29 protein-coding genes are annotated in these 26,351 nt (G+C 45.4%); 15 read left to right on the plus strand and 14 right to left on the minus strand.

All coding sequences use genetic code 11. From position 1 onward, the window contains the following. Window positions 1-142: 142 nt before the first annotated feature. Together QUA16_RS06805 and QUA16_RS06810 are read left to right on the plus strand one after the other, a co-directional pair. Window positions 143-775, plus strand: coding sequence for a helix-turn-helix domain-containing protein (locus QUA16_RS06805; protein ID WP_333102507.1), 633 nt, complete (start codon window positions 143-145; stop codon window positions 773-775). 645 nt (window positions 776-1,420) lie between these two features. Continuing rightward, complete coding sequence (locus QUA16_RS06810; protein WP_333047161.1) at window positions 1,421-1,747, plus strand: STAS domain-containing protein; 327 nt, start codon at window positions 1,421-1,423, stop codon at window positions 1,745-1,747. Between the two features lie 56 nt (window positions 1,748-1,803). On the opposite strand, the gene QUA16_RS06815 is transcribed toward QUA16_RS06810, so the two are convergent. Beyond that, window positions 1,804-2,940, minus strand: coding sequence for a PP2C family protein-serine/threonine phosphatase (locus QUA16_RS06815; RefSeq protein WP_006632014.1), 1,137 nt, complete (start codon window positions 2,938-2,940; stop codon window positions 1,804-1,806). Window positions 2,941-3,372: 432 nt separating this feature from the next. Here QUA16_RS06815 and QUA16_RS06820 point away from each other — a divergent pair, with 432 nt between their 5' ends. Then, window positions 3,373-3,852 carry an anti-sigma regulatory factor gene (locus tag QUA16_RS06820; RefSeq protein WP_333102506.1) on the plus strand — a complete coding sequence of 160 codons (480 nt, stop codon included), beginning with the start codon at window positions 3,373-3,375 and terminating at the stop codon, window positions 3,850-3,852. Window positions 3,853-4,065: 213 nt separating this feature from the next. Here the strand turns inward: QUA16_RS06820 and QUA16_RS06825 are convergent, their stop codons facing one another. From QUA16_RS06825 to QUA16_RS06835, 3 genes are all read right to left on the minus strand, one after another. Continuing rightward, window positions 4,066-4,245, minus strand: a complete 180-nt coding sequence (locus QUA16_RS06825; RefSeq protein WP_333102505.1) for a hypothetical protein — start codon at window positions 4,243-4,245, stop codon at window positions 4,066-4,068. A 113-nt stretch (window positions 4,246-4,358) separates the two neighbouring features. Then, window positions 4,359-5,228 (minus strand): class I SAM-dependent methyltransferase, encoded by an 870-nt coding sequence (locus QUA16_RS06830; protein ID WP_333102504.1) that lies wholly within the window; start codon window positions 5,226-5,228, stop codon window positions 4,359-4,361. A gap of 38 nt (window positions 5,229-5,266) precedes the next feature. Continuing rightward, window positions 5,267-7,030 (minus strand): ABC transporter ATP-binding protein, encoded by a 1,764-nt coding sequence (locus QUA16_RS06835; RefSeq protein ID WP_333102503.1) that lies wholly within the window; start codon window positions 7,028-7,030, stop codon window positions 5,267-5,269. 1,203 nt (window positions 7,031-8,233) lie between these two features. Here QUA16_RS06835 and QUA16_RS36870 point away from each other — a divergent pair. Further along, window positions 8,234-8,479, plus strand: a complete 246-nt coding sequence (locus QUA16_RS36870; protein WP_445299824.1) for a Uma2 family endonuclease — start codon at window positions 8,234-8,236, stop codon at window positions 8,477-8,479. Here QUA16_RS36870 and QUA16_RS06845 read toward each other — a convergent pair. From QUA16_RS06845 to QUA16_RS06860, 4 genes are all read right to left on the minus strand, one after another. Then, window positions 8,454-9,110, minus strand: a complete 657-nt coding sequence (locus tag QUA16_RS06845; protein WP_333102502.1) for a sigma factor-like helix-turn-helix DNA-binding protein — start codon at window positions 9,108-9,110, stop codon at window positions 8,454-8,456. The two genes, QUA16_RS36870 and QUA16_RS06845, sit on opposite strands and share 26 nt — an antisense overlap. Before the next feature lie 42 nt (window positions 9,111-9,152). Continuing rightward, a complete protein-coding gene (locus QUA16_RS06850; protein WP_333102501.1) occupies window positions 9,153-9,521 on the minus strand; it encodes a sigma-70 family RNA polymerase sigma factor in 369 nt (122 codons plus the stop codon). Window positions 9,522-10,162: 641 nt separating this feature from the next. Next, window positions 10,163-10,930: a DUF1350 family protein gene (locus tag QUA16_RS06855; protein WP_333102500.1), complete on the minus strand. Its 768-nt coding sequence runs from the start codon at window positions 10,928-10,930 to the stop codon at window positions 10,163-10,165. A gap of 694 nt (window positions 10,931-11,624) precedes the next feature. After that, entirely contained in the window at window positions 11,625-12,656 is a 1,032-nt protein-coding gene (locus tag QUA16_RS06860) for a glycosyltransferase family 2 protein (RefSeq protein ID WP_333102499.1), read from the minus strand. 1,235 nt (window positions 12,657-13,891) lie between these two features. On the opposite strand from QUA16_RS06860, the gene ggt reads away from it, so the two are divergent. The 3 genes from ggt (at window position 13,892) to QUA16_RS06875 (ending at window position 17,438) form a co-directional block, all read left to right on the plus strand. After that, entirely contained in the window at window positions 13,892-15,619 is a 1,728-nt protein-coding gene (gene ggt / locus QUA16_RS06865) for a gamma-glutamyltransferase (RefSeq protein ID WP_333102498.1), read from the plus strand. A 520-nt stretch (window positions 15,620-16,139) separates the two neighbouring features. After that, the gene (locus QUA16_RS06870; protein ID WP_333102497.1) at window positions 16,140-17,021 is read left to right on the plus strand and encodes a choice-of-anchor L family PEP-CTERM protein; all 882 of its coding nucleotides are present in this window, start codon (window positions 16,140-16,142) and stop codon (window positions 17,019-17,021) included. Window positions 17,022-17,252: 231 nt separating this feature from the next. Continuing rightward, window positions 17,253-17,438: a hypothetical protein gene (locus tag QUA16_RS06875; protein ID WP_333102496.1), complete on the plus strand. Its 186-nt coding sequence runs from the start codon at window positions 17,253-17,255 to the stop codon at window positions 17,436-17,438. Window positions 17,439-17,558: 120 nt separating this feature from the next. On the opposite strand, the gene QUA16_RS06880 is transcribed toward QUA16_RS06875, so the two are convergent. Both QUA16_RS06880 and QUA16_RS06885 read right to left on the minus strand, forming a co-directional pair. After that, the gene (locus tag QUA16_RS06880; RefSeq protein WP_333102495.1) at window positions 17,559-18,791 is read right to left on the minus strand and encodes a pentapeptide repeat-containing protein; all 1,233 of its coding nucleotides are present in this window, start codon (window positions 18,789-18,791) and stop codon (window positions 17,559-17,561) included. Between the two features lie 108 nt (window positions 18,792-18,899). After that, complete coding sequence (locus QUA16_RS06885; protein ID WP_333102494.1) at window positions 18,900-19,748, minus strand: alpha/beta hydrolase; 849 nt, start codon at window positions 19,746-19,748, stop codon at window positions 18,900-18,902. Between the two features lie 57 nt (window positions 19,749-19,805). On the opposite strand from QUA16_RS06885, the gene QUA16_RS06890 reads away from it, so the two are divergent. After that, on the plus strand, window positions 19,806-19,994 hold the full coding sequence (locus tag QUA16_RS06890; RefSeq protein ID WP_333102493.1) for a hypothetical protein: 189 nt from the start codon (window positions 19,806-19,808) through the stop codon (window positions 19,992-19,994). A 47-nt stretch (window positions 19,995-20,041) separates the two neighbouring features. After that, on the plus strand, window positions 20,042-20,512 hold the full coding sequence (locus tag QUA16_RS06895) for an aspartyl protease family protein (protein ID WP_333102492.1): 471 nt from the start codon (window positions 20,042-20,044) through the stop codon (window positions 20,510-20,512). A 112-nt stretch (window positions 20,513-20,624) separates the two neighbouring features. On the opposite strand, the gene QUA16_RS06900 is transcribed toward QUA16_RS06895, so the two are convergent. Next, the gene (locus QUA16_RS06900) at window positions 20,625-21,350 is read right to left on the minus strand and encodes a DUF3120 domain-containing protein (RefSeq protein ID WP_333102491.1); all 726 of its coding nucleotides are present in this window, start codon (window positions 21,348-21,350) and stop codon (window positions 20,625-20,627) included. Next, the gene (locus tag QUA16_RS06905) at window positions 21,343-21,927 is read right to left on the minus strand and encodes a hypothetical protein (RefSeq protein ID WP_333102490.1); all 585 of its coding nucleotides are present in this window, start codon (window positions 21,925-21,927) and stop codon (window positions 21,343-21,345) included. Before QUA16_RS06905 ends, QUA16_RS06900 begins: the two co-directional genes overlap by 8 nt. Before the next feature lie 486 nt (window positions 21,928-22,413). On the opposite strand from QUA16_RS06905, the gene QUA16_RS06910 reads away from it, so the two are divergent. The 6 genes from QUA16_RS06910 to QUA16_RS06935 all read left to right on the plus strand — a co-directional run bounded on the left by QUA16_RS06910 (window position 22,414) and on the right by QUA16_RS06935 (window position 25,423). Then, window positions 22,414-22,620 (plus strand): hypothetical protein, encoded by a 207-nt coding sequence (locus QUA16_RS06910; protein ID WP_333181065.1) that lies wholly within the window; start codon window positions 22,414-22,416, stop codon window positions 22,618-22,620. Between the two features lie 20 nt (window positions 22,621-22,640). After that, window positions 22,641-23,849: a ferrochelatase gene (locus QUA16_RS06915; protein WP_333102489.1), complete on the plus strand. Its 1,209-nt coding sequence runs from the start codon at window positions 22,641-22,643 to the stop codon at window positions 23,847-23,849. Window positions 23,850-24,209: 360 nt separating this feature from the next. Beyond that, a complete protein-coding gene (locus QUA16_RS06920) occupies window positions 24,210-24,452 on the plus strand; it encodes an AbrB/MazE/SpoVT family DNA-binding domain-containing protein (RefSeq protein WP_333102488.1) in 243 nt (80 codons plus the stop codon). Continuing rightward, a complete protein-coding gene (mazF, locus tag QUA16_RS06925; protein ID WP_333102487.1) occupies window positions 24,449-24,793 on the plus strand; it encodes an endoribonuclease MazF in 345 nt (114 codons plus the stop codon). Before QUA16_RS06920 ends, mazF begins: the two co-directional genes overlap by 4 nt. Window positions 24,794-24,797: 4 nt before the next feature. Next, entirely contained in the window at window positions 24,798-25,085 is a 288-nt protein-coding gene (locus QUA16_RS06930; protein ID WP_333102486.1) for a DUF433 domain-containing protein, read from the plus strand. A gap of 26 nt (window positions 25,086-25,111) precedes the next feature. Beyond that, entirely contained in the window at window positions 25,112-25,423 is a 312-nt protein-coding gene (locus QUA16_RS06935) for a DUF433 domain-containing protein (RefSeq protein WP_333102485.1), read from the plus strand. Between the two features lie 299 nt (window positions 25,424-25,722). On the opposite strand, the gene QUA16_RS06940 is transcribed toward QUA16_RS06935, so the two are convergent. Further along, window positions 25,723-26,028, minus strand: a complete 306-nt coding sequence (locus QUA16_RS06940; protein ID WP_333102484.1) for a VapC toxin family PIN domain ribonuclease — start codon at window positions 26,026-26,028, stop codon at window positions 25,723-25,725. Beyond that, entirely contained in the window at window positions 26,028-26,252 is a 225-nt protein-coding gene (locus QUA16_RS06945; RefSeq protein WP_333102483.1) for a DUF2281 domain-containing protein, read from the minus strand. The genes QUA16_RS06940 and QUA16_RS06945 overlap by 1 nt, the downstream gene beginning before the upstream one ends. Window positions 26,253-26,351 lie beyond the last annotated feature (99 nt).

Genomic DNA, 26,351 nt, shown 5'->3' on the forward strand with positions numbered 1-26,351 from the left:
TCAAAGTAAAAGTGAAAGGGGAGGGGCTTAGCGCCTCCCATGTCATGCAATAAATGACTATACTTTTACCAGCTATTTCCTTAAGGCTCGTGACAGTTTACGATCGAGAATATGTCCATTTATTAATTTGGATGAGTTTTTCGTGACTGCCAATATTCCAGATTATGCTCCTCAACTGCAACGCCTGATGGAACAGGCGGGGCTTTCGAGCGATCGAGAACTCAGCCAAAAAGCGGGAGTTTCCGAGATCCAGCTAAGTCGCCTGCGTCGTGGCTTAGCCCTGCAAACCAGAGCCGACATCCTGCTCAAAATTAGTCAAGCTTTGCAAATTTCCTTAACCGAACTGCTCGCAACCTTGGCGCCAAACTATGTAGAGTTAGAAAAGGCACCACCGAGTGCCCTAGAACAAGAATATCAGCGCCTGCAAGCTTCGATCGAACAGCAACGAGAATCTTTGATGCAGGAATTCCAGCTATCTAGCGTCCAAATTTTAGAATCTTGGATGTTGCAGTGGCCGACTGCTGCGAGCAAAGCTCAGGAAAATCACAACTTGCGGGCTCAGAAACTACTGCCCTTGCTGCGGCCCGTCGAGCAGTTATTAGAGCATTGGGGAGTGGAGTCGATCGCCCCAGTCGGAGCCCAGATTCCCTACAACCCCCAACACCACCAGCTCATGGAAGGAACAGCCGAGCCAGGAGAACCCGTCAAGGTCCGCTACACAGGCTACAGACAAGGCGACAAACTGCTCTACCGCGCCAAAGTTAGCCGAGTTTGAGTGAACAAACCTGACGGTCAACTGAGTACAGTTAGACCGCAGGCTTCTTTTTCCTTTTTTTTCTCATGCTTTTTATAGTGAGGTAGTTCCACCCCCACTTGCTAATATAGTATCAGAGTATTTCCCGAGCATCTTGGGGTATAAAAGAATAATTGTCGGTTTCGGTACCTACACCCGACGAGCCTTTCATCACGCGGGCGTAATTCCCAACGGGGTACGGGGCACAGCGCTCAGATTAATCCCCTCTAAATATACGCCCGGGACTTCCCGGCTGGTAGTTAATACCAGAAGGCCTTCGGCAGAACAAAGATTGTCTCTCTCTCAACATTCACTCCCGGCGAAGCGCGGCGACTCTGATCGGCGTTACGATCCGCGACGAGCACCATCTTTTGCACTCAAAACTATTCTCCCGCTCTCAGGCTCTGGCGCTTTCCCCTCTCTTATATCGTTTCCGGTTGCATCGGAATCATAAAATCGAGTCAACAGTTAATACTCAACCATTGAGTTTTTCCACCCCTCCTTCAACAGTCAACAGTCAACAATCACGGACGATGCCAGCGGAATTGATATTATTTGGATCGGAGTCCATCTCGCAGCTATACTAGCCTAGTCTGGCTAGAAATTCTGACATTCCCACCGCAAAATATGAGTCCTGTAGTTAAAATTATTCAGCCCTCTGGCATTTTAGACGGCACCAAGGCAAGTCAATTCCGCCAAGAGATTAGCGACCTAGTGGAAGCGGGAGCTGATGTGGTATTGATAGACTTCACTGATGTGACATTTATGGATAGTTCTGGTTTGGGCGCTTTAGTCTTGGCGCTCAAAACAGTCCGGGCCGCTGGGAGTCAATTAGTTGTCTGTTCTATCAACGAGCAAATCCGCATCTTATTTGAACTCACCAGTATGGATCGAGTTTTCGAGATATTTCAGACCCGCGATGCTTTTAATAGCAAAATTCCTTCAACTAACTAAATCTTGGGGCTGCTGCCTTCTTGCTATTTGGTCGCAGATGGAATGCAAGAAGTCAGCTAGCCAAAGTTTACCTTGAGTAAAGACCAATCATCATCAAAAACTGCTTTAGCGTTCAACTTTTGAATGTAGTTCAAAACCAGCTCTAACTGGTCGGCACTTGCACCGTTGTAAGCTGCTAACAAATCTACGAAAGGGTCAAGCCCCCAGATATTGCCGTCAGGTTGGTGGATCTCGTATACCCCGTCGCTAAAGATGTAGAGAGTGCTCAAATCCTCGACATCGCAGCAATTATCGACATAGGGGGCGTCGGGGAACATTCCGACCGGCATTCCGGGGGTTTTTAATCGCTGGATTTTAGCGGTGCTCGCAGGGGACTGGGAAATTAACACTGCCGGTGGATGGCCGGCGCTGGCATAAACTAGCTGGCGAGAAATACGGTTGTAAACGCCGTACCAGATGGTGAAATACTTGTCGTTTTGGTAGCTCATCTGGAAGGTGGTGTTGAGGGCCCGCAAAACGTCGCTGGGTTTGTAGTAGTCTATGTTGGGGAGCGTGCGCGATCGCAGCAAATTCAGCACCGCCACCGAAGGCAGGGCCGCCCGCAAACCGTGACCGGCTACGTCGAGCAAGTAAATCGCCAAATAATCGGCATCTAGCCAGTTGTAGTCGAAGCAATCTCCCCCCAACTGCCGGGAGGGAATGAATTTTGCCTCGATGCTGAAAGGTTCCGTCATCGGATCTGGCAGCAGCGATTGCACGTACTCGGCGGCCTCGGCTAATTCTGCTTCCAGACTTTGCTTGGCTATTTTCAAATCTCGGCTGAGTTGGTGCAGCCTCAATCCCGCGCGTACTCTCGCCTGTAATTCGTTGAGTTCGATCGGCTTCGAGATAAAATCGTCGGCACCGGCGTCGAGGCCTTTGACTCGATCGGCGATCGAACCCAAAGAAGTCAACAAAAAGAATTGTGTAGTTGACAGATCCGGATCTGCCTTAACTCGACGGCAGACATCGATGCCCGTCAAGCGCGGCATGATCCAATCGCAAATTATCAGGGCCGGACGCAATTTTTGCGCCTGGGCTACACCGTCTTCGCCATTGCTTGCTACTGTTACTTCGTAACCCTGTTTTTTCAGGGTTCTTCTCAGCAGTTCTTGAACAGCCGTATCATCGTCTATAACCAGAATTTGAAACATGGGCACTTAGGTACTACAAGTTTTTCAAGGTCTGGGGGTCATTTAAAATATATCCTGTCAGCGCCCTTGTCTGAGATTGAGTATAGTTGATTGACATCGCTTTCGAGGTAATTGCTTTTGAGGGCGGGTCGTTGAGTTCAATTTACGTTAAAACTTGATGGAAATTTGGCGCGATCGAACTTCACTCAGTTTATACTCAGAATATAAATTTTTATAGACTTTTATTTCCCACAGGCGCTGGTTGACAGGGATGTGGTATTTATGGTATAGTGGCTAACCGATTAGTGGATTAGACATCGATCCACGGCCCACCAAAGCTAGTATCCTCAAACTACCATTCAATTTTGCCCCCGTTATACTTGGTCTCGTTGTATTTTGTCTCATCGTATTTTTTATGGTTGTATTTTGCCCACGGGCCGATGAAGAACTTCTGTGGTGAGCGTGATTGAATTAAAGGGTTCCCAAAAGTTGCCGATGCTAAAAAAAGCGGATCTTCAAGTCAATACAGGTCTGAATGGATTAAGCTGGGTTTTGTCGTGGTTTGCACAATTGTACGACTCGCGAATTCCTACAAGTGTGTGGATACGGTGTCAGTTGGCTTTGGCTGAGGGCTTTACGAATGCGGTGCGTCACGCCCACAAGGGCAAACCAGCGGATTTGCCTGTTGACATTCAGGTGGCCGTGTTCGCTGAATCTTTAGAGATTAAAATTTGGGACTCGGGCGATCCGTTTGATTTAGAGAAAAAAATCCAGGATATTTCGGAAAAAGTCGATGTTCACTCTCCGGGCGGGCGGGGCCTAAAATTGATCAAAGACATCGCAGACAGTATTAGTTACGAGAGAATGGCTGATGGACGGAACTGTTTGTCGATCGTCAAAAATTATTCGCCCTGTATCGACGATCGAAAATAACACTAATATTTGTAGCGGGTAAGGGTTGAGGGTAGCCCCTCAACTCTTCCCTAATAACCCTGCGTGACTGTTAAGCTGCTACGCAGCTTACGATCTTTTGATTTGACTGCACCGCCCTAGATAGTGGCAATTCCCATAGCATCGGTATTTACCCCATTAACTTGTTGCCAAAGTGTGCTATGGATTCCTTCTTGTTGAATCAAATCTGTATGGCTAGCCTGATACCACAATACTGCCATTTTCCAGCACAAACATCTTATCTGCACGCAAGGCATGAGCCATACGGTGGGTGATCATAATTACTGTGCGTTGTTTAGAAATGCGATCGATTGTAGCAAAAATACCCGCTTCCGTTACCAGGTCAAGGGCGGATGTCGCTTCGTCTAAAATCAAAATAGCCGGATTTCTGACTAATGCTCTAGCAAGGGCGATTCTTTGGCGTTAGTAGTAAGGTGCGTAGTACGCACCCTACAAATAGAGTCTGTGCGTAAGTCCTAAAAGGCTGTTTAAACCTTTTCTTTCTCATACCGGGCTAGAAGAGTCCATTCATAGATATCTGGATCGTCATGGCCTATATCCTGTTTAAAGGCTGGAGCTAAGATATCAGAGTCCAAGAAATAAGTTTCTAAACTGAGTCGTTTTAATCCCGCTTCTTTAAAAATGCGATTCAAACGCAAGGGACTGTAATAAATCTGTGGATCATGCCAATCAACGCCCCAAACTGTATTGTGAGGTAAATCGATGAAACCCTCTGTTAAACAGTGAGCGTGATTTTTACTTAAATAGGCAATTTCTAAGAAACAATAGATTGTTGGGAAAAAACCATAGAGCTTCCCTCCTGGCTTGAGAACCTTACCAAACTCTCGTATCATCTTGCGATTGGCTTCATCCTCACTGGAAACCACTGCATTCACAAGTAGAACATAATCGAATCTATTCTGCCAATCAGGTCTTTGTTCAGTTATGCGAGTGGAATCTACTTCCTCAAACACAATTTGCTGATTGTTGAGTCGGGAATCCCCATTTGCGTTTTTCCAATTTTCCTGAGCTTTTTTAATAGCTGTTTTGGAAAAATCAGTACAGTAGACTTGTCCAATTTGAGGGCAAAATTCTAATAAGGTCTTCTGAAGATAAATTTCCGAGCCACAACCGGGAATCAGAACTTTAATGTCAGGTAAATTGGGAATATCAAAGCCAGAACATTGATTAGGACGTACCAGTGCTTTGCAGATTTCAGGGTCTTGAGTCATGCTGAAAGCATTGTTGGCATAATCTTCGTGGTTTTCATCCCACTTAGCTTTCTCTTCCTCAAGGGATTTTGAGGCAAGGCTCTGAGAGGAAGGAATTACCCATTTAGAATCATTGGTAGTTGTCATAAAATTAAGCTCCAAGAGTCAGTAGTTGAAATCTGTTATTAGGAATGGGCTTGTAAAGTTAAGTTGGTATTTGCTGGATGACTTTGTTGCCAAAGGGTGGCATAGAGTCCTTTTTGTTCCAACAAGTCTGCATGGCGACCTGATGCAACAAGCTGTCCGTTTTCCAGCACAAAAATCGTATCCGCACGCAAAGCCTGACCGATCCGGTGGGTGATCGTAATAACTGTGCGTTCCTTGGCGATATGCTCAATGGTGGCGAGAATACCCGCTTCTGTTGCCGGATCTAGGGCTGAGGTGGCTTCATCAAGAATCAGAATCGCCGGATCTCTGACGAGCGCTCTAGCGAGGGCAATTCTTTGTCGCTGTCCTCCCGATAACTGTCCGCCTCTGTCGCCTATGGGGGTATCGTAACCTTGGGGCAAAGTCAGAATAAAATCGTGAATTTCTGCGGCTTTGGCGGCAGCTTCTACTTGCTCGTTACTGGCTTCCAGATCACCCATGCGGATATTTTCTCGCACAGTTGTGTTAAACAGAATCACCTCTTGCGAAACCAGTCCGAGTTGTGAGCGGAGAGAGCGGACTTGAGCGTGACGTAAATCTACCCCATCAAACAAAATACACCCCTTATCTGGGTCATAAAATCGCGCCAGCAAATTGACAATCGTGCTTTTCCCCGCACCACTTGGCCCAACAAATACGATAAATTCCTTTGGACGGATAGTTAGGGATAGATTTTTAATTCCTTCTCTCTCAGAAGAGTAGCTAAAAGTAACCTCTTTAAAATCAATAGCGCGGGAAAAGTGGGGTAAAACCACAGATCTTTCACAGTCTTGTACTTGTGGAACTTCAGTCAAAATATCATTAATCCGTCGCATCGCTGCTACTGCTTCTATGAGGTAAGGCAGCATAAAAGTAAAGCTGAAAATACTGTTATGTAAGCCGATTAATAAAACTTGATAGGAGACTAAGGTTCCAACTGAAATAAAATTCCGGTACACCATCGTCGCCCCGACACCTAAAATAATAATCTGGACGAATACGAAAGTGACAACCGGGATTTTTTGGACTAAGTAGGATAGAAATGTTGCCCCGACATAAACCCGTTTAAAATCCTTTAAATAGGTGTTAAACTCCTGGTTCATCTGCTTTTCTAAGCCAAAGATTTTGATAACAGATTGAGACAGGATATTTTCTTCGATGACACTAGCAATCTGTCCTTCTTTTTGCCGCAAGTCATAGCCTTTTTCAGTAGCGATACCAGCAATTTTTATTGGGGCAATTGTACAGACGGTTAAACCGATAAAACTGAGTACGGCTAACTGCCAGTTAAGGGAAAAGAGGAAAATAGCAGAAAACAGAATGTTGCTCAGGTCTATAATCAGCACGGATAGCCCCATCGTGACTACACCATTTTCGACCTTGGCTACATCTGCTAACAAACAATTGACTATATCCCCCGCCGAACGTCTGCCAAAGAAATCCATTGATAGGGTTTGGAGATGCTCGAAGAGAGAATAGCGGATTTTATTGATAATTAAAACGCCTAAACGCGCTCCTAAAAAGTTTCCTAGCAAACCGACACAGGCATAGAGAATTCCGCCAAAAGCCAGCAGACCAAGAATTAAAACAAGAAGGCGATAATTTTGGGGAATGATGGCCGCATCGATAATAAACTTTAGACTTCCCCTCATTAGGGTATCAAATGCTGCATCAAGAACCAGGCAAATAATGATCGCACCAGCTAACTTTTTATGGCCAGCAATATATTTATTGACAGCTTTTAAAAACCAAGTAATATGCATTGATAATATTTGATTGAAGCGAACGGGAAACCCATTTTTTAGATAGGATAGCTCTGCGGTTAGAGCTATGAATCGAAATTAGACTTCATCAGCTAAATACTATCTAGTAAATGCTGATGAAGTCTTTGAGTTATATTGAATTAGATATTAACGAGGACCACCGCGCATGATTTTCACTCCTTTTTTTGTTGGTGTTTACTTTTTGTTGACCGAACATTTACCACTTTTAACGCGGTACGTGTCCGGCTTGGATTGGTACTTTCATAGTTGTTTTTCCTTTGGTTATTGATTGTTGATTTTCGGAATATGAACGGTTGAGGGGCGATCAGCTTTCAGGTATTGATTTCCAACGATAATTTGTGAATAAGACGTTCCAAGTTATAGCCTTTCTCAGAAAGATGAGGTACGACTGGGCATAGGGCATGGGGCATGGGGCATAGGGCATAGGGTTCCGTGGGCATACCTCACTTTTTTGAGAACCGCTATATCTGTAAACCAAGATATTAAGTTATCTATGGCCCAGGATAGTTATAAATAGCTGTTGCGGATTGATTGGACAAATACACATTTGGTTCTGAATATGACGCATTTAAGACCTGTCCAATGGCGAATGGCCAATTTCCGAAAAGATCATAGTTAAGCTTATGATATGAAATTCTTATAATCTGGCCATCCACCTGAACCTGACCTTGACCGGGGAGGTTGATCTGCCCATTGTTGGTTGTTAACGTCATCGGATCTAGTTGCTGGTTATTAACTGTATACATATTGATTGGAACTGCTTGCTCATCTATTAATAAGACGTTTCCCGAACCCAAATTGTGAACTCTTCAACTGCATAACTTTCCGAAACTCGCCGAACCCGATAAAACCAACCCAAAAATGGGCCCCTCTTCCTCTTCAGGGGAAGCAGAAACGAGTCAATATCACACCAGTCTTCTCTTGTCAAGGAATAGCACAATATAATTTTCACTACTATTCCGGCTAGGTGTAAAGTTACAAGTCCCTTGACATTAAACCTAGAACCGTTCACCTGACAGACGAACAGTTCTATCAGTTATGTCAAAATAACCGCGAGTTACAGTTTGAACGAACTGTCGGAAAATTAATTATTATGTCTCTCGTTGGCGCGAAACCGAATTAATTGCCGCTTGGATTCAGCGCGAACGCTGGGAAGCACTCACGCCCGAACAACGCCATAAAATTTCCCCCATCGCACCCGATTTGGCGATCGAATTAAGGTCAGCAACAGATGATTTAGAAATGCTGCGTTCCAAAATGCGGGAATATATGGGCGCAGGAGTGCAATTGGGATGGTTGATTAACCCCCAACAGCAACAAGTAGAAATTTATCGCGCACGACAAGACGTGGAAGTGCGAAATCTCCCCACAGAATTATCAGGTGAAAATATATTGTCTGGGTTTAGCTTGAGTCTATCCCCCTCATAAACCGGGTTTCTTTCGGGGTAAAGGCTAAGATTTTATCGATCAAAACTAGAGAAACCCGGTTTCTCATTTCCCCAGAAACCGACTTCCTTTCAGCATTAAAACTAACATTTATGCGCTTAAAGCTAAAGAAACGTGGTTTCTCGCCTTTGATCCTTTCCTCTAGTTCCAGCTTTTCTCTATGCGCTACAGACAGCGCCGCCGACTGAGGTTCCCCATCAGCAACAATCTCTATTTTCTCTAACTTCTCATCAGATTGAGCATCCACCAAAACAGGCTCAATCTGCGTAACAGACAAAGCCGCCTCTGGTAATTCTACACCAGCAATAATTTGTACTTCTTCTAACTCCCCAGATAAGATTATCTCGCCCGCAACCGGTTCTTTTTGAGCAGTCTTCTTCGACTTCCGTGGTTTTGCAGACTGAGGAGAAACCCTGGACTTAGGATTAGACAAATCAGAGTCAGTCCCATCTTCAGAGAAATTTTCATTGAACCGCTGACGCAAAATTGCCCGCGCCTGGGAAATGCGCTTGCGGACGTTATCGTAGGATATATTAAGCTGTTCTGCAATATTTTGATAAGATAGCCCTGATTCAAAATTGAGAATAAAAGTCTCGCGCAATCTATCTGGCAACTCATCTATTGTGCCACGAAAAAATAATTCGAGTTCGCGCTGCTATGCAGCGCGAACTGGTGTTTCTTCTTGGCTAATTAATTCGGTTTCGTTTCCTATAGCAATGGTGTCTAAACTGTCAACTCCTAGTGCACCCCTGTTGCGCTCTCGATGGATATCGGCGCACAGGTTATAAGTCAGTTTAGTTAACCAAGCCTTAAAGTTTTTGATATCATCGGTACAATCTCTTACTTTCTCCCAAGCTTTCAGCATCGCCCGACTGAGGGCATCTTCAGCATCGGTTGGGTTGCCCATCCACTTGCGACAGCAACGGTAAAGGTAATCTTGATTATCCTGCCATAATTTCCAAAAAGCTGAATCTATATCTTGAGTGCCTGAGCAAGGGATGGATGCAGAACTACAACTTAACATCTCTGGAGCCTGAAACTCTAGGTGGACAAACAACTTGCGATTAATTTAGGCGGTAATTTACCTAGCCTCGGATGTACCTAAGCTAATCCGCATTTAAATTGCATAGTAAAATAAATTTTTCCTCTTGTGGGGAGTAGGGGTTGGGCAGGAGAGCCCGCCCTCAACATACAAATTAAATGCACAACAGCTTATCACTATGTTGACTCACGACTCAGGCTAAAGTAAAGTCGGAAAAGTCGGATCTTTCAAGTCGGAAAAGTCGGAAAAGTAGGATCATCGCCGCTATGAGTGAATAGCTCAGACATCCCTATAACAATTTAAGAGCACCCGCTAGCTCAAACGCCACTGTATTAATACTGAATTCAGGCTGATATATAGGCTAAGGGGAGCGTCTGTTTTATATGCTGTCCATCATCCCAACCCCGCTCAGGAGTTGGCTTTCTGCGACGTTATACCATTTCTCTAAAATCGTGCAACACTCTTCGACCCCCCTAGCCCCCCCGCTGCATTGCGGGGGGAACAAGAATACTGTTGCATTCTTTTTTAAAATTAGTATTAGTTGTCACTTTATGCTATGTGTTTGAATCACCAGCCCCCAGATTTATCCGTGGGAGCACTTCCACAATTTCAAATCTCAAATCTCAAACGCGGGACGTAGGATTAAGCCACAGCAGAATTGTCCGTTTTAATTGATTTAATTCTCGATACACTTCTTGTTTGACCCACTGCCCGATCGCATCGAAGGGCGTAAAAATTTGACCCACAGGCCAGCTAACATCTTGACCCAAGGGCGTTTGATGGTTGCCCGCTAGAGTCTGAACTGTAATCATGTCGGGAAATCGTGCTTTTAGCAGTTTGGTCAACAGCAGGGTTTGGTCGATGTTGTCGCCGTTAAATTTGACTAAAAGATTGCGCCGGATTTGATAGCTATCTTGGACGAGGCGATTAGTCTCTTGCGGGGACGGGGTAAACTCAACGTTAAAGACGGGGGAAATTTGCTCTACGATCGGGATTGCTTCGGATGCCGCATAATTGTTGAAAGAAATCAGAATATTGCCTGCCCTTTCTACGTCAAACACAGAACCGATCAGCAAGTGCAGTTTGCATCCCATGCTGTGTCCCATACCGTAAATGGGGAGATAGGAAGATTTGAGCAATTTAGTGGCCCGCAGGCGATCCAGGGCATTTTCAAATTTGTTGAGGACATCGCGGGCGATCGCAATATGATCCAAAGTATTGACAAACGGCGTGGCGACTACAACATACCCTTGGTTCCCCAAAGCTTCTAACAGCCAGCGATAGGTGAGTTGGGGTGCTGTCGCCACAAATGCACCGCCGAGAAAATGCACGATCGCGATCGGTCTTGAAGGAATTAATACCCAGTTACCAGAAATTTCTTGCCAGTCCATAAATTCAATCTAATTCCACATAAAAAGGCGATCGTCCTCTGAAGGTAAAAGGCAGAATGTTTTATAAATTTTTGCTTTTATTTTCTGCATCAAAAAGGGGTTTGCTACCCATTTTTTAATTCCAAAAACTTTCCTTTTTACTTATACATTATTTATTCTAACTGTTGTGGGGGCAAATAGCACGGCTGGCGATCGCTGCTATTTTCGCCCTGTATAGGGTTGAAGCTGGCGGCCGAATAACTCAAGGCTGACATCCGATCGCGTCCAGGCTTTCAAAGATTTGTATATGGTGTCCTATCGCACGGCTGCAAGCCGCTGTAGCTGGTATCGCGGGTAATTGACCCTACAGGATATTAACAGTCAAATACGGCTCAGAACCTCCAATATCGCGTATTAATCAGCCCCTGGGCGATCAACTTTGATTCGGCTGTATTGGCAGCACCTAATTTCTTGACTAAATCCGCATACAGCAGTTCTCAATCTTGGTGAGGTATGCCCTATGCCCTATGCCCTATGCCCTATGCCCTATGCCCTATGTCCTATGCCCTATGTCCTATGCCCTATGTCCTATGCCCTATGTCCTATGCCCTATGTCCTATGCCCTATGCCCTATGCCCTATGCCCTATGCCCTATGGCCGCTTATCCAGAGTGCACCTCATGTTACTCAGAAAGGCTATACAACTATAACATTTTTTAGGACAGCCGCCCGATTTCAGACGATCGCTGAGGGTTTGATTCTGCCGAAGGACCAATATCTTCTGCGGTTTGATGACTCAACTTTTCGTGAGTCTTCATCCATTTCCACTTGTTCACAGTAGCTTGAGGATTGAGCACTGTGGTAGCGATGCCGTAAACAATAGTAGGCAAAACCTCCCGATTTAACCAGCTTTGTCCCAGCTTTCTCATGTAGTGCAGTGCCAAAACTTCTCGGAATTTGTTTAGCCTTTTCAAAAGTGGCAAATTCTTAAAACATAACTGTTCGTACTCGTTGAGCGATAACTCTTTTTCTCCCCGCAAGCGCCGCTGTTGGTTTTCCTTGACACAATCAGAAGCTATGCGCTTCTTCAGCCAGTGCTTATCTGTGAGGGAGTTGCCTCTAATTCGATAATTTCCCAAAGGTTCTCTGGCCGCTAGCAAGCCATACTTTTGAGCAAGTTTGGTAAATAATTCTGTATCTTCTCCTACCTCCCAATCTTCGGGAAACCCGCCTTCTTGGAGTAGAATAGAGCGATCGACTACAACAGAAGACGGGAAAACCCAAGGACATTCGCCTGTCTCCTTAATCGCCTGCATTTCTGCTTTAGTGGTAGGATAGGTGGGAATGTAACTCAACTTCTTACCGCGCTTGTCTAAATACCGCAAAGCGTGAGCCACAGCTTTGACTTCGGGATTGTCGGCGAGCATCTTCAAACAAACTTCTAGCTTGTTGGGTTCCCAGGTATCGTCGCTGTCGAGAAACGCTACATACTCGCCCGTTGCCCGATATATCATTAAATTTCTCGCCTTAGAAACCCCGTAATTTTGGGGATTCTGGAAGTATTGAATTCTCGAATCTTGCTCGACCAGCTTAGCAGCAACTTTGTCAGTAGCGTCAGTAGAGCAGTCATCAACAATTAAAATTTCTAGATTCTTGTGGGTGCCATTGAGTACGGAGGCAACTGTCTCGGCCAGAGTGTCGGCAGCATTGAATGCAGGAATGATTACGCTGACTTTTTGGCTGTTCATAACTTGCATTAAGGTGTGGTTTGGTAGTTGTTCGCCGAAGTATATAGCAATCCTAAATGATTTGTGTAATTCTTGTAGGGGCTCTCCCCACGCCCGGTTGCCCCGATGCAGGCTGGGTAGGCATTCTTGGCACTACCCCTACATATTTTTACAACTGATGCGAGGATTGCTATAGTCTCGAAGCCGACACTCTGACTCATTTACGTGCAAGTACCTGTAGTCAGGAAACGGGCCTAGATACTGCCAATATAACAGGTTTACGGACATCAGTGCGAGTTACCATAAGGAGGGGACAGCCGTTAGCAGGCGGAGTGCAGACTATTATTTGGCGGGCAATTTTTCTGACACGAAGGCCACGGGTGCGAGGGATTGAGAGTTTTTACGGGGGACTGGAGTTGTCCTAAATTCGATCGCATCTTTTTGCTTTAATAGGACTTACCCAGAAAAACCAGGTCTCAGCCCAAATTATTGGTGGGAGAACTATAGAGCTACTAAAAAACCTGGTTTCTGACTCAGAGGGATTCCGGTTAATCGGTGAGCATAAAATTGTTTGTCATGGGCCAGAGGCGGGCGACTGAGGACTTTGATTCCTCACTACAAACCTCATTATAATTATTAATCAAACTTGAGAGCCTGATTGGGTAAATCTTGTTGTATTGATTAACTAACCAGTCGAACAACTGCCCAAAAACGGCTATGCTAAATCTGCTATATGTTGCATTACCATAGCCATCACCTAAAATACCGATGGTTATTGCTGTTGCTTAATCAGGCTAGGAAAAAAAAATAAAGGGAAAATTACGAAGCTTTGTGAATACTGTTTATATGATTTGCATCTTTAACTTCTTCTACCGTAAATCAGCAACGGCGTTTTTGTCGGTTCATCAGCTTTTTGGAAATGTGTATAGCCTTTCTCAGAAAGATGAGGTACTCATGGGCATAGGGCATAGGGCATAGGGCATAGGGCATAGGGCCGAAAAGCATACCTCACTTTTTTGAGAACCGCTATACTTTCTCCACAAAAATGCTTGTTCAAACTTGTTTAATTATGAATTGACCATAAGCTGTCCCTGATTTTTCTCTTCCTCTTGTACCGCGATCGCCTCCCAGGGTCAAAGCGTTTTTCCGTCTACCATAACAGGTAATTTATCTGCGATTGAACTTAGTATTGCTAGGTCTTAGGGAAGACCATCATAAAATTATACTGTAAAAAATCCTCGCCTCACCCGTAAAAAATGTTGCCAAATTTCTTGAGTAAAGTGCGAATTTATACTTGTTGCCTAACAGTCTTGGTGTTGGGTGGCTGCCAGCAGCAGCTACAGCCAAACTTGCAGCAACAGCGCAGCAAACAGGGGATGGCAGTTTCAGCTCACCCTCTGGCGAGCGCTGCGGGGCTGGCCGTGCTGCAACAGGGCGGTAATGCAGTGGATGCGGCGGCTGCTACGGCTTTGGCGATTTCGGTGGTGGAGCCTTTTTCGGCGGGTATCGGTGGCGGGGGTTTTTTGCTGCTGCGGCGGACCGAGACGGGGACTGTGCAAGCGCTGGATTTCCGGGAACGATCTCCGAAACGGGCGGCGCGGGATATGTACCTCGACAAGCAAGGCAAGGTGCGCCCAAGGGCAAGTCTGGACGGGCATTTGGCGGCGGGTATTCCGGGCACTGTTGCTGGACTTTATACGGTGCACCGCGAGTATGGTAAGTTGCCTTGGGCACAGGTGGTGGCGCCGGCGATCGCCCTGGCTGAAAAAGGCTTTCCGGTAAGTTCGCGGTTTACCAAGGCTACCGGGCGACGACAGGATGTGCTCAAAAAAAACCGGGCGGCGCGAGATGTTTTTACTCGTGGTGGCATTTTATACCAACCTGGTGAGCTTTTGGTGCAGCGGGATTTGGCGCGGACTTTGCGGCAGATTGCACAAAACCCGCAGAGTTTTTATACCGGGGACATTGCGCGGGCGATCGCGGGCGATATGGCTAAAAACGGCGGCATTATCACTCTCGAAGATTTGAAAAACTATACGCCGATTTGGCGAAATCCGGTTTGCGGCAACTTTCGCACCTACGAAATTTGCGCGATGTCGCCTCCTTCTTCCGGCGGCGTTCATTTGTTGCAAATCTTAAATATTCTGGGAGATACGGATCTCAAGAGGTTGGGGAGGCAAAGTCCAGATACTTTGCACTTGCTGGCGGAGAGTATGAGGATTGCGTATGCTGACAGGGCCGAGTATTTGGGCGACCCGGATTTTGTGAGTGTACCGGTCAAAGCTCTCACTAGCACCAATTATGCCAAATTGAGACGATCGCAAATCCAAATGTCAAAAGCCAGACCCTCCAGCGAGGTAAAAGCTGTTGACGCTGAAACTTTGAGCCGCTTTGTGTGGGAGTCTCCTGAAACTACCCATCTCACGGTAGTTGACAAAGAGCGCAATGTGGTATCTTTGACTTTTACGGTGAATGGCGGTTTTGGGGCTGGAGTAGTGGCGGCGGGTACGGGAATTTTGCTCAACAACGAGATGGATGATTTTGCAGCGGCGCCGGGAGTGCCGAATTTGTTTGGTTTGGTGGGCTCCGAGGCAAATTCGATCGCCCCAGGGAAAACTCCTTTATCCAGCATGACGCCGGTCATCGTGACAGAAAATGGCAAATTTCTCCTCGCTGCGGGAGCTCCCGGAGGCAGCACCATTATTACCACGGTGTTGCAAATTGTACTGAACGTATTGGTTTATGACATGAATGTCGGCGATGCTGTGTCTGCACCTCGCGTACACCACCAGTGGCAGCCCGATCGCCTGAGGGTGGAACGGGGAGGTTTTGAGGCTGCGACGCTTTCGGAGTTGCGACGGCGGGGGCACCAGATTGTCGAAGGTGACGGCTGGGGCAATGCCAATGCGATCGTCCTAACTGCCGACGGTTGGTTGGAAGGGGCTGCCGATCGGCGCGGGGAAGGAGAAGCAAGGGGGTTTTAGTCAACAGTCAGTCGATTAGAGATTTTAGATTTTAGACTTCGGCCAGCGGTCGAGTGGCGCGAGGGTCGAAGGATTGTAGATTTACTCCACAGATGAATCTGGGATGTTGAACTAGGGTCAAAAATTTTGATCTCTCTACGACAGGAATCGGGGGCTTGTATCGTTTTTTTGGGGGAGGTCATTAGTCATTAGTCATTAGTCATTAGTCATTAGTCATTAGCTATTAGTCATTAGCTATTAGTCATTTTGGAGATGACAACGGTATCAAAACCCGGTTTCTTTTGTCTCCAGTGCGTAAGTCCTGAAATTATTAGTCTCTGTAGGTGTATTTTTGCCTCCGTATTTTTGCGCTGAGGTTTATAGGCTGACTAATTGCCAAGAACTACCAAAAAAGTTAACCACAAAAAGCGTAGATACACTTATGTGTAAAGTTATTGTAAAGGCACTAGACATTAATAGTTATATCATGTAAAAATTAAGTTGTGCATAAGATCAGGTTTGTATCTTCCAGGAAAAATTTATGATAATTACTCACAAAATTGCTGCCTTAACAGCTACATTAACTACTGCTCTGAGTTTGTTGGCAGCGCCAGCAATGGCATTTTCGGTAGGGGCAACTAATAACACCGAGACTTTAAAAAATAATTTATTGGGGGCTAAAACAGCCGGGTTGAGTAATTTCTCTGTTTCAATTAGGGGTAATTCGGCTGCTTTTGGTACTTTCACTAATGACCCCTTCGGTTTGAGATCAGGTGTTGTTCTGAGCACTGGTAAAGTCACCGATATACCGGGTAAGAATCGGAAAGATAACTTCACGACCAAAAACAGCGATTTAAGCACGGACTTTGGGGCTGAAGGCGAAGAGGGGGATTTGACTCAGCTAAACCTCAGCTTTTTTGCTAATAGCACGGTTCAAAAGTTGTCCTTTCAATATGTATTTGCTTCTGAGGAGTTTCCTGAGTTCGGCGCTTATGAAGAATATAATGACGATTTTGAACTGCTGCTGAACGGCACTAATTTGGCAAAATTGAGAGACGGAAAAACAGTTACGATTAATAATCTTGTTCCAGATCCATATAATCGCTCTACATATCACCCAGACTATATTGACAACCCAAGTTTTACAGGTATTGCTGCTAACATCGTTAAGCTCGACGGTTTTACTAAAGTTTTAGGTTTTGAGGGTTTGCTCAAGCAAAATCAGACGAATGTTCTCAGCATCCGCATTAAAGATGTGGGCGATGGCAAGTTAGATTCTGCTGTATTTATTAAAGGCGGTTCTGTGGAGACGGTTCAAGCTGAGCCGGTTCCCGAACCGATGACTGTGGGGGGTTTGATGGCGGGAGGCGCTATGCTGGCTGCTGGACGAAAGTTACGCAATGGCCGTGGCGGAAGTAATTAATAACGGATGTTGAAGGAAGTTCGGCAACGGATTCTGTAACGGATGTAACGGATGTCCGGAAGAAGGAAGTTCGGCAACGGATTCTGTAACGGATGTAACGGATGTAACGGATGTAACGGATGTAACGGATGTCGGGAATAAGGCAGAAGGAAAAAACAGAACAGGAACCTTTTTGGCGGTTGCTGTAATATGAATCTCGATTAGCCGTGTGGGAGACAGAAAGGGGGTTTGATGAAGGAAAAGACCTCGTTGCAGTTGTTGAACCGGGTAAAAAAACTCGGTTTGTGCGATCGCGATCGCGTAATATCATATCAAGTAATTCAACCATTATGGGTACGCAGCGCGGAATGCAAGTCCTCATACAATTCTGACGACGAAGGCCCTCACTACGAACCAATTTTATTGCGGTTGTTCTAGCGGAAAGAATATAAGTTTTCATCCCAAATTCGCAAAGGGCGGATTTTTTTGTGTTTGGAGTTGCAGCAAATATTGCGGGTAAAACCCGCGTCTACAACCACTGACTAAAAACTAAATAATTTAGCTATGAACAGTACCGTCTGGTAAGATTGTACCTGTTAATGTAGTCCGGGTAAGTTTGACCATAACTCGATCGCCGTAACCGATTTTCGCTCCTGTTAAGTCAGCACCGCTCAAGTCAGCACCGCTCAAATCGGCTCCGATTAAGTTGGTTTCTCTCAAGTTGGCATTGATCAAACAAGCTCCTAACAAATTGGCCCTGAACAAGTTTGCTTGGTGCAAATTAGCGCCTGTGAGATTGACGTTGTGTAGAAAAGCATCACTTAAGTCGGCTTCACTCAGGTTTGCATTGCTCAAGTTTCTCCCTGAAAAATCCTTTTCTTTTAAGGAAGCTCCTTTGAAGTTGGAACCGCTCAAATCGGGAGCTTGGGGGCCAGCTTGGCGGTAAGACTGAGATGGCTGCGGCGGCGATTGGTAGCGGGAGGCCTCTGAATAGGGCCCTGCAGGGTTTCCCCCATAGTTTCCCGCATAATTTCCAGGATATTTTCCTGAAGAGGGTTCAGAAGAGTACCGGGGTTCTTTTGGGTTGGCCGATGGTGGCTGGGTGTTTGGATACTGAGTATTTCTGTACTGATTGTTTTGGTACTGAGTGTTTTGGTACGGAGTATTGGGTTGCTGAGTATTGGGTTGCTGAGTGTTTTGGTACTGAGTATTGGGTTGCTGAGCGTTTTGGTACTGAGTGTTTTGATACTGAGTATTGGGTTGCTGGGTATTTTGTTGCTGGGTGTTTCTGTACTGAGTATTTTGTTGCTGGGTATTTTGTTGCTGGGTATTTTGTTGCTGGGTATTTTGTTGCTGAGCGTTTTGTTGCTGAGTATTTTGTTGCTGAGTGTTTCTGTACTGAGCGTTTTGTTGCTGAGTATTTTGTTGCTGAGTGTTTCTGTACTGGGTGTTTTGTTGCTGGGTGTTTTGCTGCTGGGTGTGTTTGTGCTGGGTGTTTTGTTGCTGGGTGTGTTTGTGCTGGGTGTTTTGTTGCTGGGTGTGTTTGTGCTGAGTATGTTTGTGCTGAACGTTCTGATTCTGACCTCTTGGTTGAATCGATCGCAATTGTTCGCGAGCTTGATTAATTTCCTTAATCTTTTCTTCAGCTTTCTGTAGTAGTCTGGGATTGTCTTTGGGGATGCGATCGGGGTGCCAAATGAACGCTAAATCCTTGTAGGCTTGGCTAATTTCTTCTCTGGAAGCTCCCGGCAACAGTCCCAGCACTTTATAGTATTGGTCGAGGTCGTTCATTGTACCACCTTTCGCTTTAAGAAATTAGGAATTAAAAATTAAGATCGGAGCAAAAGCCGTTCTCAAAGCTTGCTTGTCCGATCGTGCATTAGATGAACAATAACTCAGCTAAGCCGCTGCTGGCAAAAAGTCTCGAATTCGCTGCAAGTATGTTGCAGCATCCTCCAGCATCGGAAAGTGAGCCGTATTCGGAATTATAACAAATTCTACTTTTTTGCTGAGGGAGGCCGCTTGCTCTCCCATGACGGCGGGGATAATTTGGTCGAATTCTCCGGCAACAAGCAGTGTGGGAACACTCAGCCGCGCAAATTCTTGGGGCATTTCCTCGGCTGCTCTTTTGCTGACTGCCGTCACCATTGTACCTATAGCAGCTTGTTCGTCTGCCATTAAAAAATCCTTGAGAAACGCCAGACTGACCTCTGTGGGCAGGGAACGGCGCAAAAACCGGGCCATAAATAGCCGATCGGCAAAAGGGATCGATGCCAGCCAAGATGGTCTAAATTTTACCACATAGCCACCGAATTTGTGAAAAGTTGTAAAGGCTTTTTCATCGTATTCAAAAATCCCGCTGCAAGTGAGAATTGCTTTTTCTACTTTTTCAGGGTAAAGGTTGAGAAATAAAGTAGCAATTGATGCACCTGTAGAGTGAGCATTGAGAAAGACGCGGCTTAAATTCAGAGATTCTAATAATTCCGCTAAGTCGTGGGCATAGGTTTCGAGTTCGTAGCTGGACTCAGGAGGCTCTTTCGGCAAGGGCGATCGACCAAAACCTCTCATATCGTAGAGCAAACAATCAAAATCATCAGCAATAGCCCGTGCCGTGCTTTCCCAGTAGCGCGCCGATCCCGCCCAGCCGTGCAGGAATACCATCACTGGTTTGCCACTGGGTTGGGTACTGTTATCTGCAGTTATCCACTCGTAATAATGTTCTACACCGCGAATTGAAATGAAAGACATGGTTAAGTAGTTTTGAGTTTTGAGTGATAATTTTAAATCATATAGGAAGGAGGGGCGATGGGAGCATCTCACCTTTGCGGCCAAGCTAGAAATTGGAGTTTTGAGGCAGGAGGCAGGAGGCAGGAGGCAGAAGGAAAGAGGAAGAAGGAAAGAGCTAGAAGAAGGAAGGAGCCACAAGAAGGAAGGAGCCAGAAGAAGTATTTTTACAAATATGAGATGCTCCCGGGGCGATCGCGTCTCATTTAGCAGAACTCGTATAATGTAAGCAGCAAAAGATTAAAAGGAAATTTAATATGAAAGAATTAAATAAATTAGAATTGGATGGAATTAACAACATGGGGGCAGTTAAGACTCAGGTAAAGCTGACCAACGCCATAGATGAAGCTCTAATTAGTCGGGGGTTGCTGGCGCCTCGGCTGTTGCGTGAGTGTGAAATAGAAGCTCTAGTAGATACAGGATCGGTTTATCTAGTAATTTCAGCAGAGATGGTACAGCAGCTAGGTTTACGAATTATAGGACAGCAGCTTGTTAAGTATGCTGATGGTCGTCAGGAAACCGTAGGAGTAACGGAGGCTATATTAATTGAAATTGAGGGGCGTAGGACTACCGAGGATGCTCTGGTGACAGGTGATGAGGTGTTGATTGGTCAGGTGGTTTTAGAGAAGTTAGATTTGCTTGTGGACTGTAGGAATCAGCGGTTAATCGGGAATCCCACTAATCCTAACTATCCTGTAACTTATATCAAGTTAACAGGCGGATGCTAAACAAATACCCAGATTCCCGACTTCTTAAAGAAGTCGGGAATCTCAAAAAAATCTGCGTCAACCTGCCTACATCTGCGGTAAAAAATCCCCAACATAGAAACCATCATAAATTTTAAGCTGCGGAGGCAGCCAGCCAAAATAAACCATCTACCAAAAGCGTGCTTAACACTGCTCCGCTGAAGGCGCGCCAGTGCAGTTGCGTGCCCCGCAAGCTCAGCAAACCAACTGTTAGCAGTACAGCGATTAAAACTAAAGCACAGCCTATGCCCCAAGGAGTTTCAATTTGACCGATCGCACTTTGAAAAATCGGCATTGCTAATTCCGGTTCCGCGTGCATCACTTGGCGCCAGTAGGGCATCAACCCTGTTAAATAAAAATATAAATCGGTAATGGCAGTACCCAAGAGCGAACCCAAGTAAAAATAGCCACCAACTTTTCCCCAAGATTTGCCCAAGCACCAAATAGCAAAGGGCAAGCCAATTGCTTCTATAGGTAGATGTAAAATTGGTTCCCATCTAAACCAGCCCCAATAGATAGAACCTGCGAGCCAACATCCGGCAAATCCTAATAATAAATCTCCCCAAAGTTGTGTTTTGGGGCGGAAAATTAGAATTAAACTCAGAACGAACCAGGGGATAGTTGACAGCAAACTGATGGTTGGATATAAGCGCACTAACGGTGCTTGCACAAAGACGGGAATTGAGACTAAAAATGCTGAGGCGCTAAATATTAACCACTGTTTGATGGTGTTTGTTGTGGCTGAAGTGAGAGAATTGTCGAGGCGGGCGATGGTGGCAATAGGTGCGATCGCTGAGGATACTAAATTTAGATTAAACAACTGATTGGACTCCGTATTGTTTCAATAGGTGGACTAAAAATTTTGCTGCGGTTGTGGGTGCGGCAGTCTCAATCCCGGCGGCGGTTTGGCTGAGATGCCAGCCTTTTGCCGTTTGGGGAGCTCGCCATAAATCCAAATGTTCGATCGCGGGATCTGCATAAAAGCTTTCTCCAGCGCCACCGAGAATTGCCGAACTCCAGTGCGTAAAGCGATCGTGGCTGATTCGGTGTATGGGAAAATTGCCCCCCAGGGGTACTCCCCAACCGTCTAAGGCAAAAAAAGCCCCGACTTTGCCGCCGAGTTGCTGCCACAGAAGAGCCGCCCCGATCGCCCCGGCTACTCCTGCCGAAAAGCTGACAAATACTAGACTTTCTCCTGCTAAGTCTTCACTGCACAAAAAGTGCAATATGTCAATAGCTGAAAAAGGCGGATATTTATGAGCGGGAAAAATCTTGACAGGCTCGACTATTTGCTGGTTTGGGCGATCGGCTACCAGTCCCCAAAGCCCCGAAAGTCCCGTCAGGAAACAGTCGGTTAGCTTTGGTTCGTGGAATCCGGGGCAAATTACCAGTCTCATAGTTCGTCAAGAAAGTTAATATAGTTCGCAACATAACTTTATCATATGCCTACTATATCATATACTACCCCTGGGGATAGGGTGTTAAACTTATAATAGAGTCAAGTTTGAAGAGTATCCCCCCAACTTAAATGCTGGGAACGCTCCAAACCCCATTAATCTGAGGCAAGGTCAGGGAGTCTTAAGAAAACATGAAACTTATCCCCCCCCCGCCCCATCTCCTGTCAAGCTTAGCAAAGGCTGATTCTAGTTTTAAGCGGTTCTGTATTTAGATTTAACTTTTGGGGCGGCGTCGAAGCTGACCCCACAAAAGCTTAAAGAAACAGGATTGTGAAAATTAGACGCCTGCCAGCTTAGCTGCCCTACGAATTTCGGGTCAGGGTCAATCGATTTTAGATTTGAGATTTTAGATTTTAGATTGACCCCACGGATAAATGCGGAGGTTTGAGGATTTTCGATTGGGGATTGATTCCACGGATAAATCACGTGGCGGGTACCACCTTTGAAATTCTTGGTCAAAAAACCTACTTAGGACTGATGCTCATCAATCCGGTTTCTAGGATAAATAAGAGGTTTGACCGGGAAGTATGGGCCAAGAAACCGGGAATCAGCCCCGCGCACAACCGTCGTGCGATCGCACACAATGAAAAATCTCCGATTCCCCCTTCATCCTGCCTGGATCTCTTAGAATAAATAAAATTGAGGAATACAAAGTGGTTGCTTCTCCAGAAAAAATCGAGTACAAAACATCTGCAGCACCCGCAAGTAACGATCGCGTTGCTGTATTGCTGATGGGTTATGGCGAAGTCGAAAGCTACGACGATTTTGCCAACTACAACGAACAAGCTTTAAATTTGCTTACGGCAAAGTTTGCGCCAGTACCGCTTTGGATTTATCCGCCCCTGGCGAAGATTTTAGCAATCTTTGACTTGCACGAGTGGAGTCACCAACACGGTCAATTCGTTTCGCCGCACAATGCAATTTTTGAACAGCAGCGCGCCGGGATTGAAAAGAATTTACAGGAGAAATGGGGCGATAAAGTAAAAGTGTTCAAAGCTTTTAACTTTTGCGCGCCGTTTTTGCCGGAACAAGTAATTCCGCAAATTAAAGCAGAAGGATTTGACAAAATTCTGATTTATCCGCTGTTGGTTGTTGATTCTGTTTTCACCAGCGGCATTGCAGTCGAACAGGTGAATAAAGCTTTAGCACAAACCTTTGATGGTAAGGAACATTGGGTAAAAGGACAGCGCTACATTCCTTCTTTTTACGATGAACCTGCTTACATCCAGCTAATGGCGGATTTGGTTGAAGAGGAAATTAAGAATGATTTAGCTGTAGCCCATTTGCCTTCTCAGATTGGGATTGTGCTGATGAATCACGGTTGTCCGCACAAGGCGAAGGGCTTTACTTCGGGAATTGTGGAAAGTCAAGCTTTGTACGATCGCGTGCGGGAACGTTTGATGCACCGCTATCCTTTGATTTCGGTGGGTTGGCTGAATCACGACACACCGCTGATTGAATGGACGCAGCCGGATGCGACATTGGCTGCGAAGAATTTGATTGATTTGGGTGCAACTGCGATCGTCTTTATGCCGATCGGATTTGCGACAGAAAATCACGAAACATTGTTAGATGTAGACCACATTATTGAGTCTTTGCAGAAACAGCGTCAAGGAGTTACTTACCGCAAAGTGCCTTGCGTTAACGACCATCCAGAGTTTCTGAAAATGGCGGCCGAGTGGGCAAATCCGCAGATTGAAGCGTTGTTGAGTGAGACTGCGGTTGCTGTTAATCCGAGTTTGGCTGCGGCGCACCGCGAGCACAGTCATTCTCATGAAGGGCACGGTCATTCTCATGGGGATCACGGGCATTCTCATGGTGATCACGGGCATTCTCATGGCGGGCACGGGCACAGTCATTAATTAATTGAGTCCTTGGGTGGGGGCGGGTTTATTATATTGTTGGTTTCCAACATAGATGGTTGGTAAAACCCGCCCCTACAGGCCTGTAGGGGCGGGTTTTACAGATAATATTTGAGGCTCACAAACAATCTAGATAAACCCGCCCCGGTTATACTAATTGAGTGCGTGAGTTCGATTAATTTAGATGAAAAGGTCGATCGTCCTTTGTTGTTTTTAGAGAAGGGGCGATCGACTTTTTTATCAAATTTTCTGTGCTTGTCAAACATCCGCTTAGTCGCTACACTGTAGATACTCTGTATATACTTTCTCTGAGAAAGGGTAAATTCCTCAGAGTGATATCACTAACTAGACGTTCAGGCTATGGTTGCGACGATCGCAAAATGGGGAAACAGTCTTGCTATTCGGATTCCACAAAATTTAGCTAAAGAGATTAACTTGGCTGAGGGTTCCGAAGTGAAGCTTGTCTTGATAGATGGCAAGCTGACAATCGAGCCTATCCTTCGTCGGCGGTATTCGCTTGATGAGCTGATAGAGGCAATGACGCCAGAGAATGTTCATACTGAGATTGATACTGGAATTGCTGTGGGGAAGGAAGTTTGGTGACACAATCAAATCCCTACATTCCGAGTCTAGGCGATATCGTTTATTTAGACTTTGACCCAACTAAGGGACACGAGCAAAAGGGACTTAGACCTGCTTTTGTGCTGTCGCCTCGTTCCTACAACGATAAAAGCTCCTTAGCTCTATTTATGCCGATTACCAAACAACAAAAAGGGTATCCTTTTGAAGTTATCCTACCCACTGGATTAAAAGTTCAGGGAGTAATTCTTGCAGAACAAATTAAGTGTTTAGACTGGAAAGCTCGCGGTATTCGATTTGTTGAGTCGGTATCTCAAGATGTAATTGAAGAGGTACAAGCTAAAATAGAGCCGTTGTTATTGTAAAAGCATGAAGTTCACGGGGCTGGATAAATCAGACGATCGCGCTTTTCCTGAAATCACCTATGTGCGCGGCGCTAGCGGCGAACTCGTTCCCGTTTTGCGTGGCACTCGCTTGCGGGTGCAAACAGTAGTCATTGCAGCCCAAAAATGGGGTTTTTCGCCCAACCAAATTGCCGCTGAGTATGACTTAAGTGAAGCTCAAGTGAACGATGTTATCGCTTTTTATGCAGCCCATTTTCAGGAAATAGACGCATCTATTGCTGCTGAGCGAATTATCGAAGCTGCCAATATGTAAACCGCTATTGCATCCCGATATCGATTATGACCATCAAAGAACAACTTCTCCAAACCATTGAAACACTGCCTGATGACTTGCTAGCACAAACGCTGCAATTCGTCCAAACCCTTCAACATCCCATTCACAAAACTCCAGGAATTTGTGGTGGTGCAGCGCGAATTCGCCATACCCGCATTCCCGTCTGGACGATTATCGCCTACCAACAACAGGGCGCAAATGAAGCCGAACTTCTCTATAATTATCCGGGACTCACCCTTCAGGATTTGCAAGGGGTTGCGAACTATTACGAACATAACCGAGAAGACATCAATCGCTGGCTTGCTGAAAATGAATAACTGCTGATGCTAAAGTTTTACTCAAATGAAAACTTCCCGATCCCAATGGTTGATTTACTGCTCTCTCTCAAAAGGCACAAGAAATATTTCGCTACTATTCGATTCATACTCACCAAATTGTCTGAATAGTGGTTAACGCTTGAATTTTTGCGTCGCGAGTAACTAACGGAAGACTCAAAGATAAAGCAGTAGCCGCAATAATCCTGTCTGGCATAAGTAGTAGTTCCTAATTAATTACACACTATTTCTACTGAAACCCTTGCCTAGCAAGGAGTCTTTATGTAATTAATTTTGTGTGGTTACTTATCAGGAACTGTTGCCCTGTCAATTTGTTGAATAGTTGCCGAGATATTGCGATCCAAAGGTGCTAGCAAAATCCCCACATTTGGATCGTCCGCAGCATTTAAAACTCGTGTCAGCACTTCGCCTGCCAAACGCCCTCGCTCAATCAAGTAAGCAATTTCTACAATTGAAATTGCGGAAAAGTAGATAAAATTTCCCTCGTTAACCGCTTGTTCTAATGCTATTAATGCTGCTGGCGACAATCTTGGTAGTTCAAAAATGTACCAAATTAGGGTATGGGTATCTGCTACGACTGAGGGCATCAAACAATCTCCCTGGGAAAATTTCCCCACATTTCTTGTCGGGCTTGGGCGATGTCTTCTTCCGTAATATCTACTTTTAAGTCAGCACACAAGCCTTTGACACTTTTTAGCGGTCGTTTGACAATACTTTTTTGTTGAAGAAACTCAGCAAAATCTAAAACTTCTTGCTGCCTCTCTGGTGGCAATTCCCGCCACTTATCTAAAACTGCTTGCTCTAAATTCATGGTTGATTTTCCTCCGCGATTTATCCCAAATAATCTTCACGTCTTTGATTAGCAAATATCCTTTTTTATCAAGATGATTATTGTAACACAAGTATCTTG

Origin of the sequence: Microcoleus sp. S13_C3 (genome assembly GCF_036700905.1) — a bacterium.
Lineage (GTDB): Bacteria > Cyanobacteriota > Cyanobacteriia > Cyanobacteriales > Microcoleaceae > Microcoleus.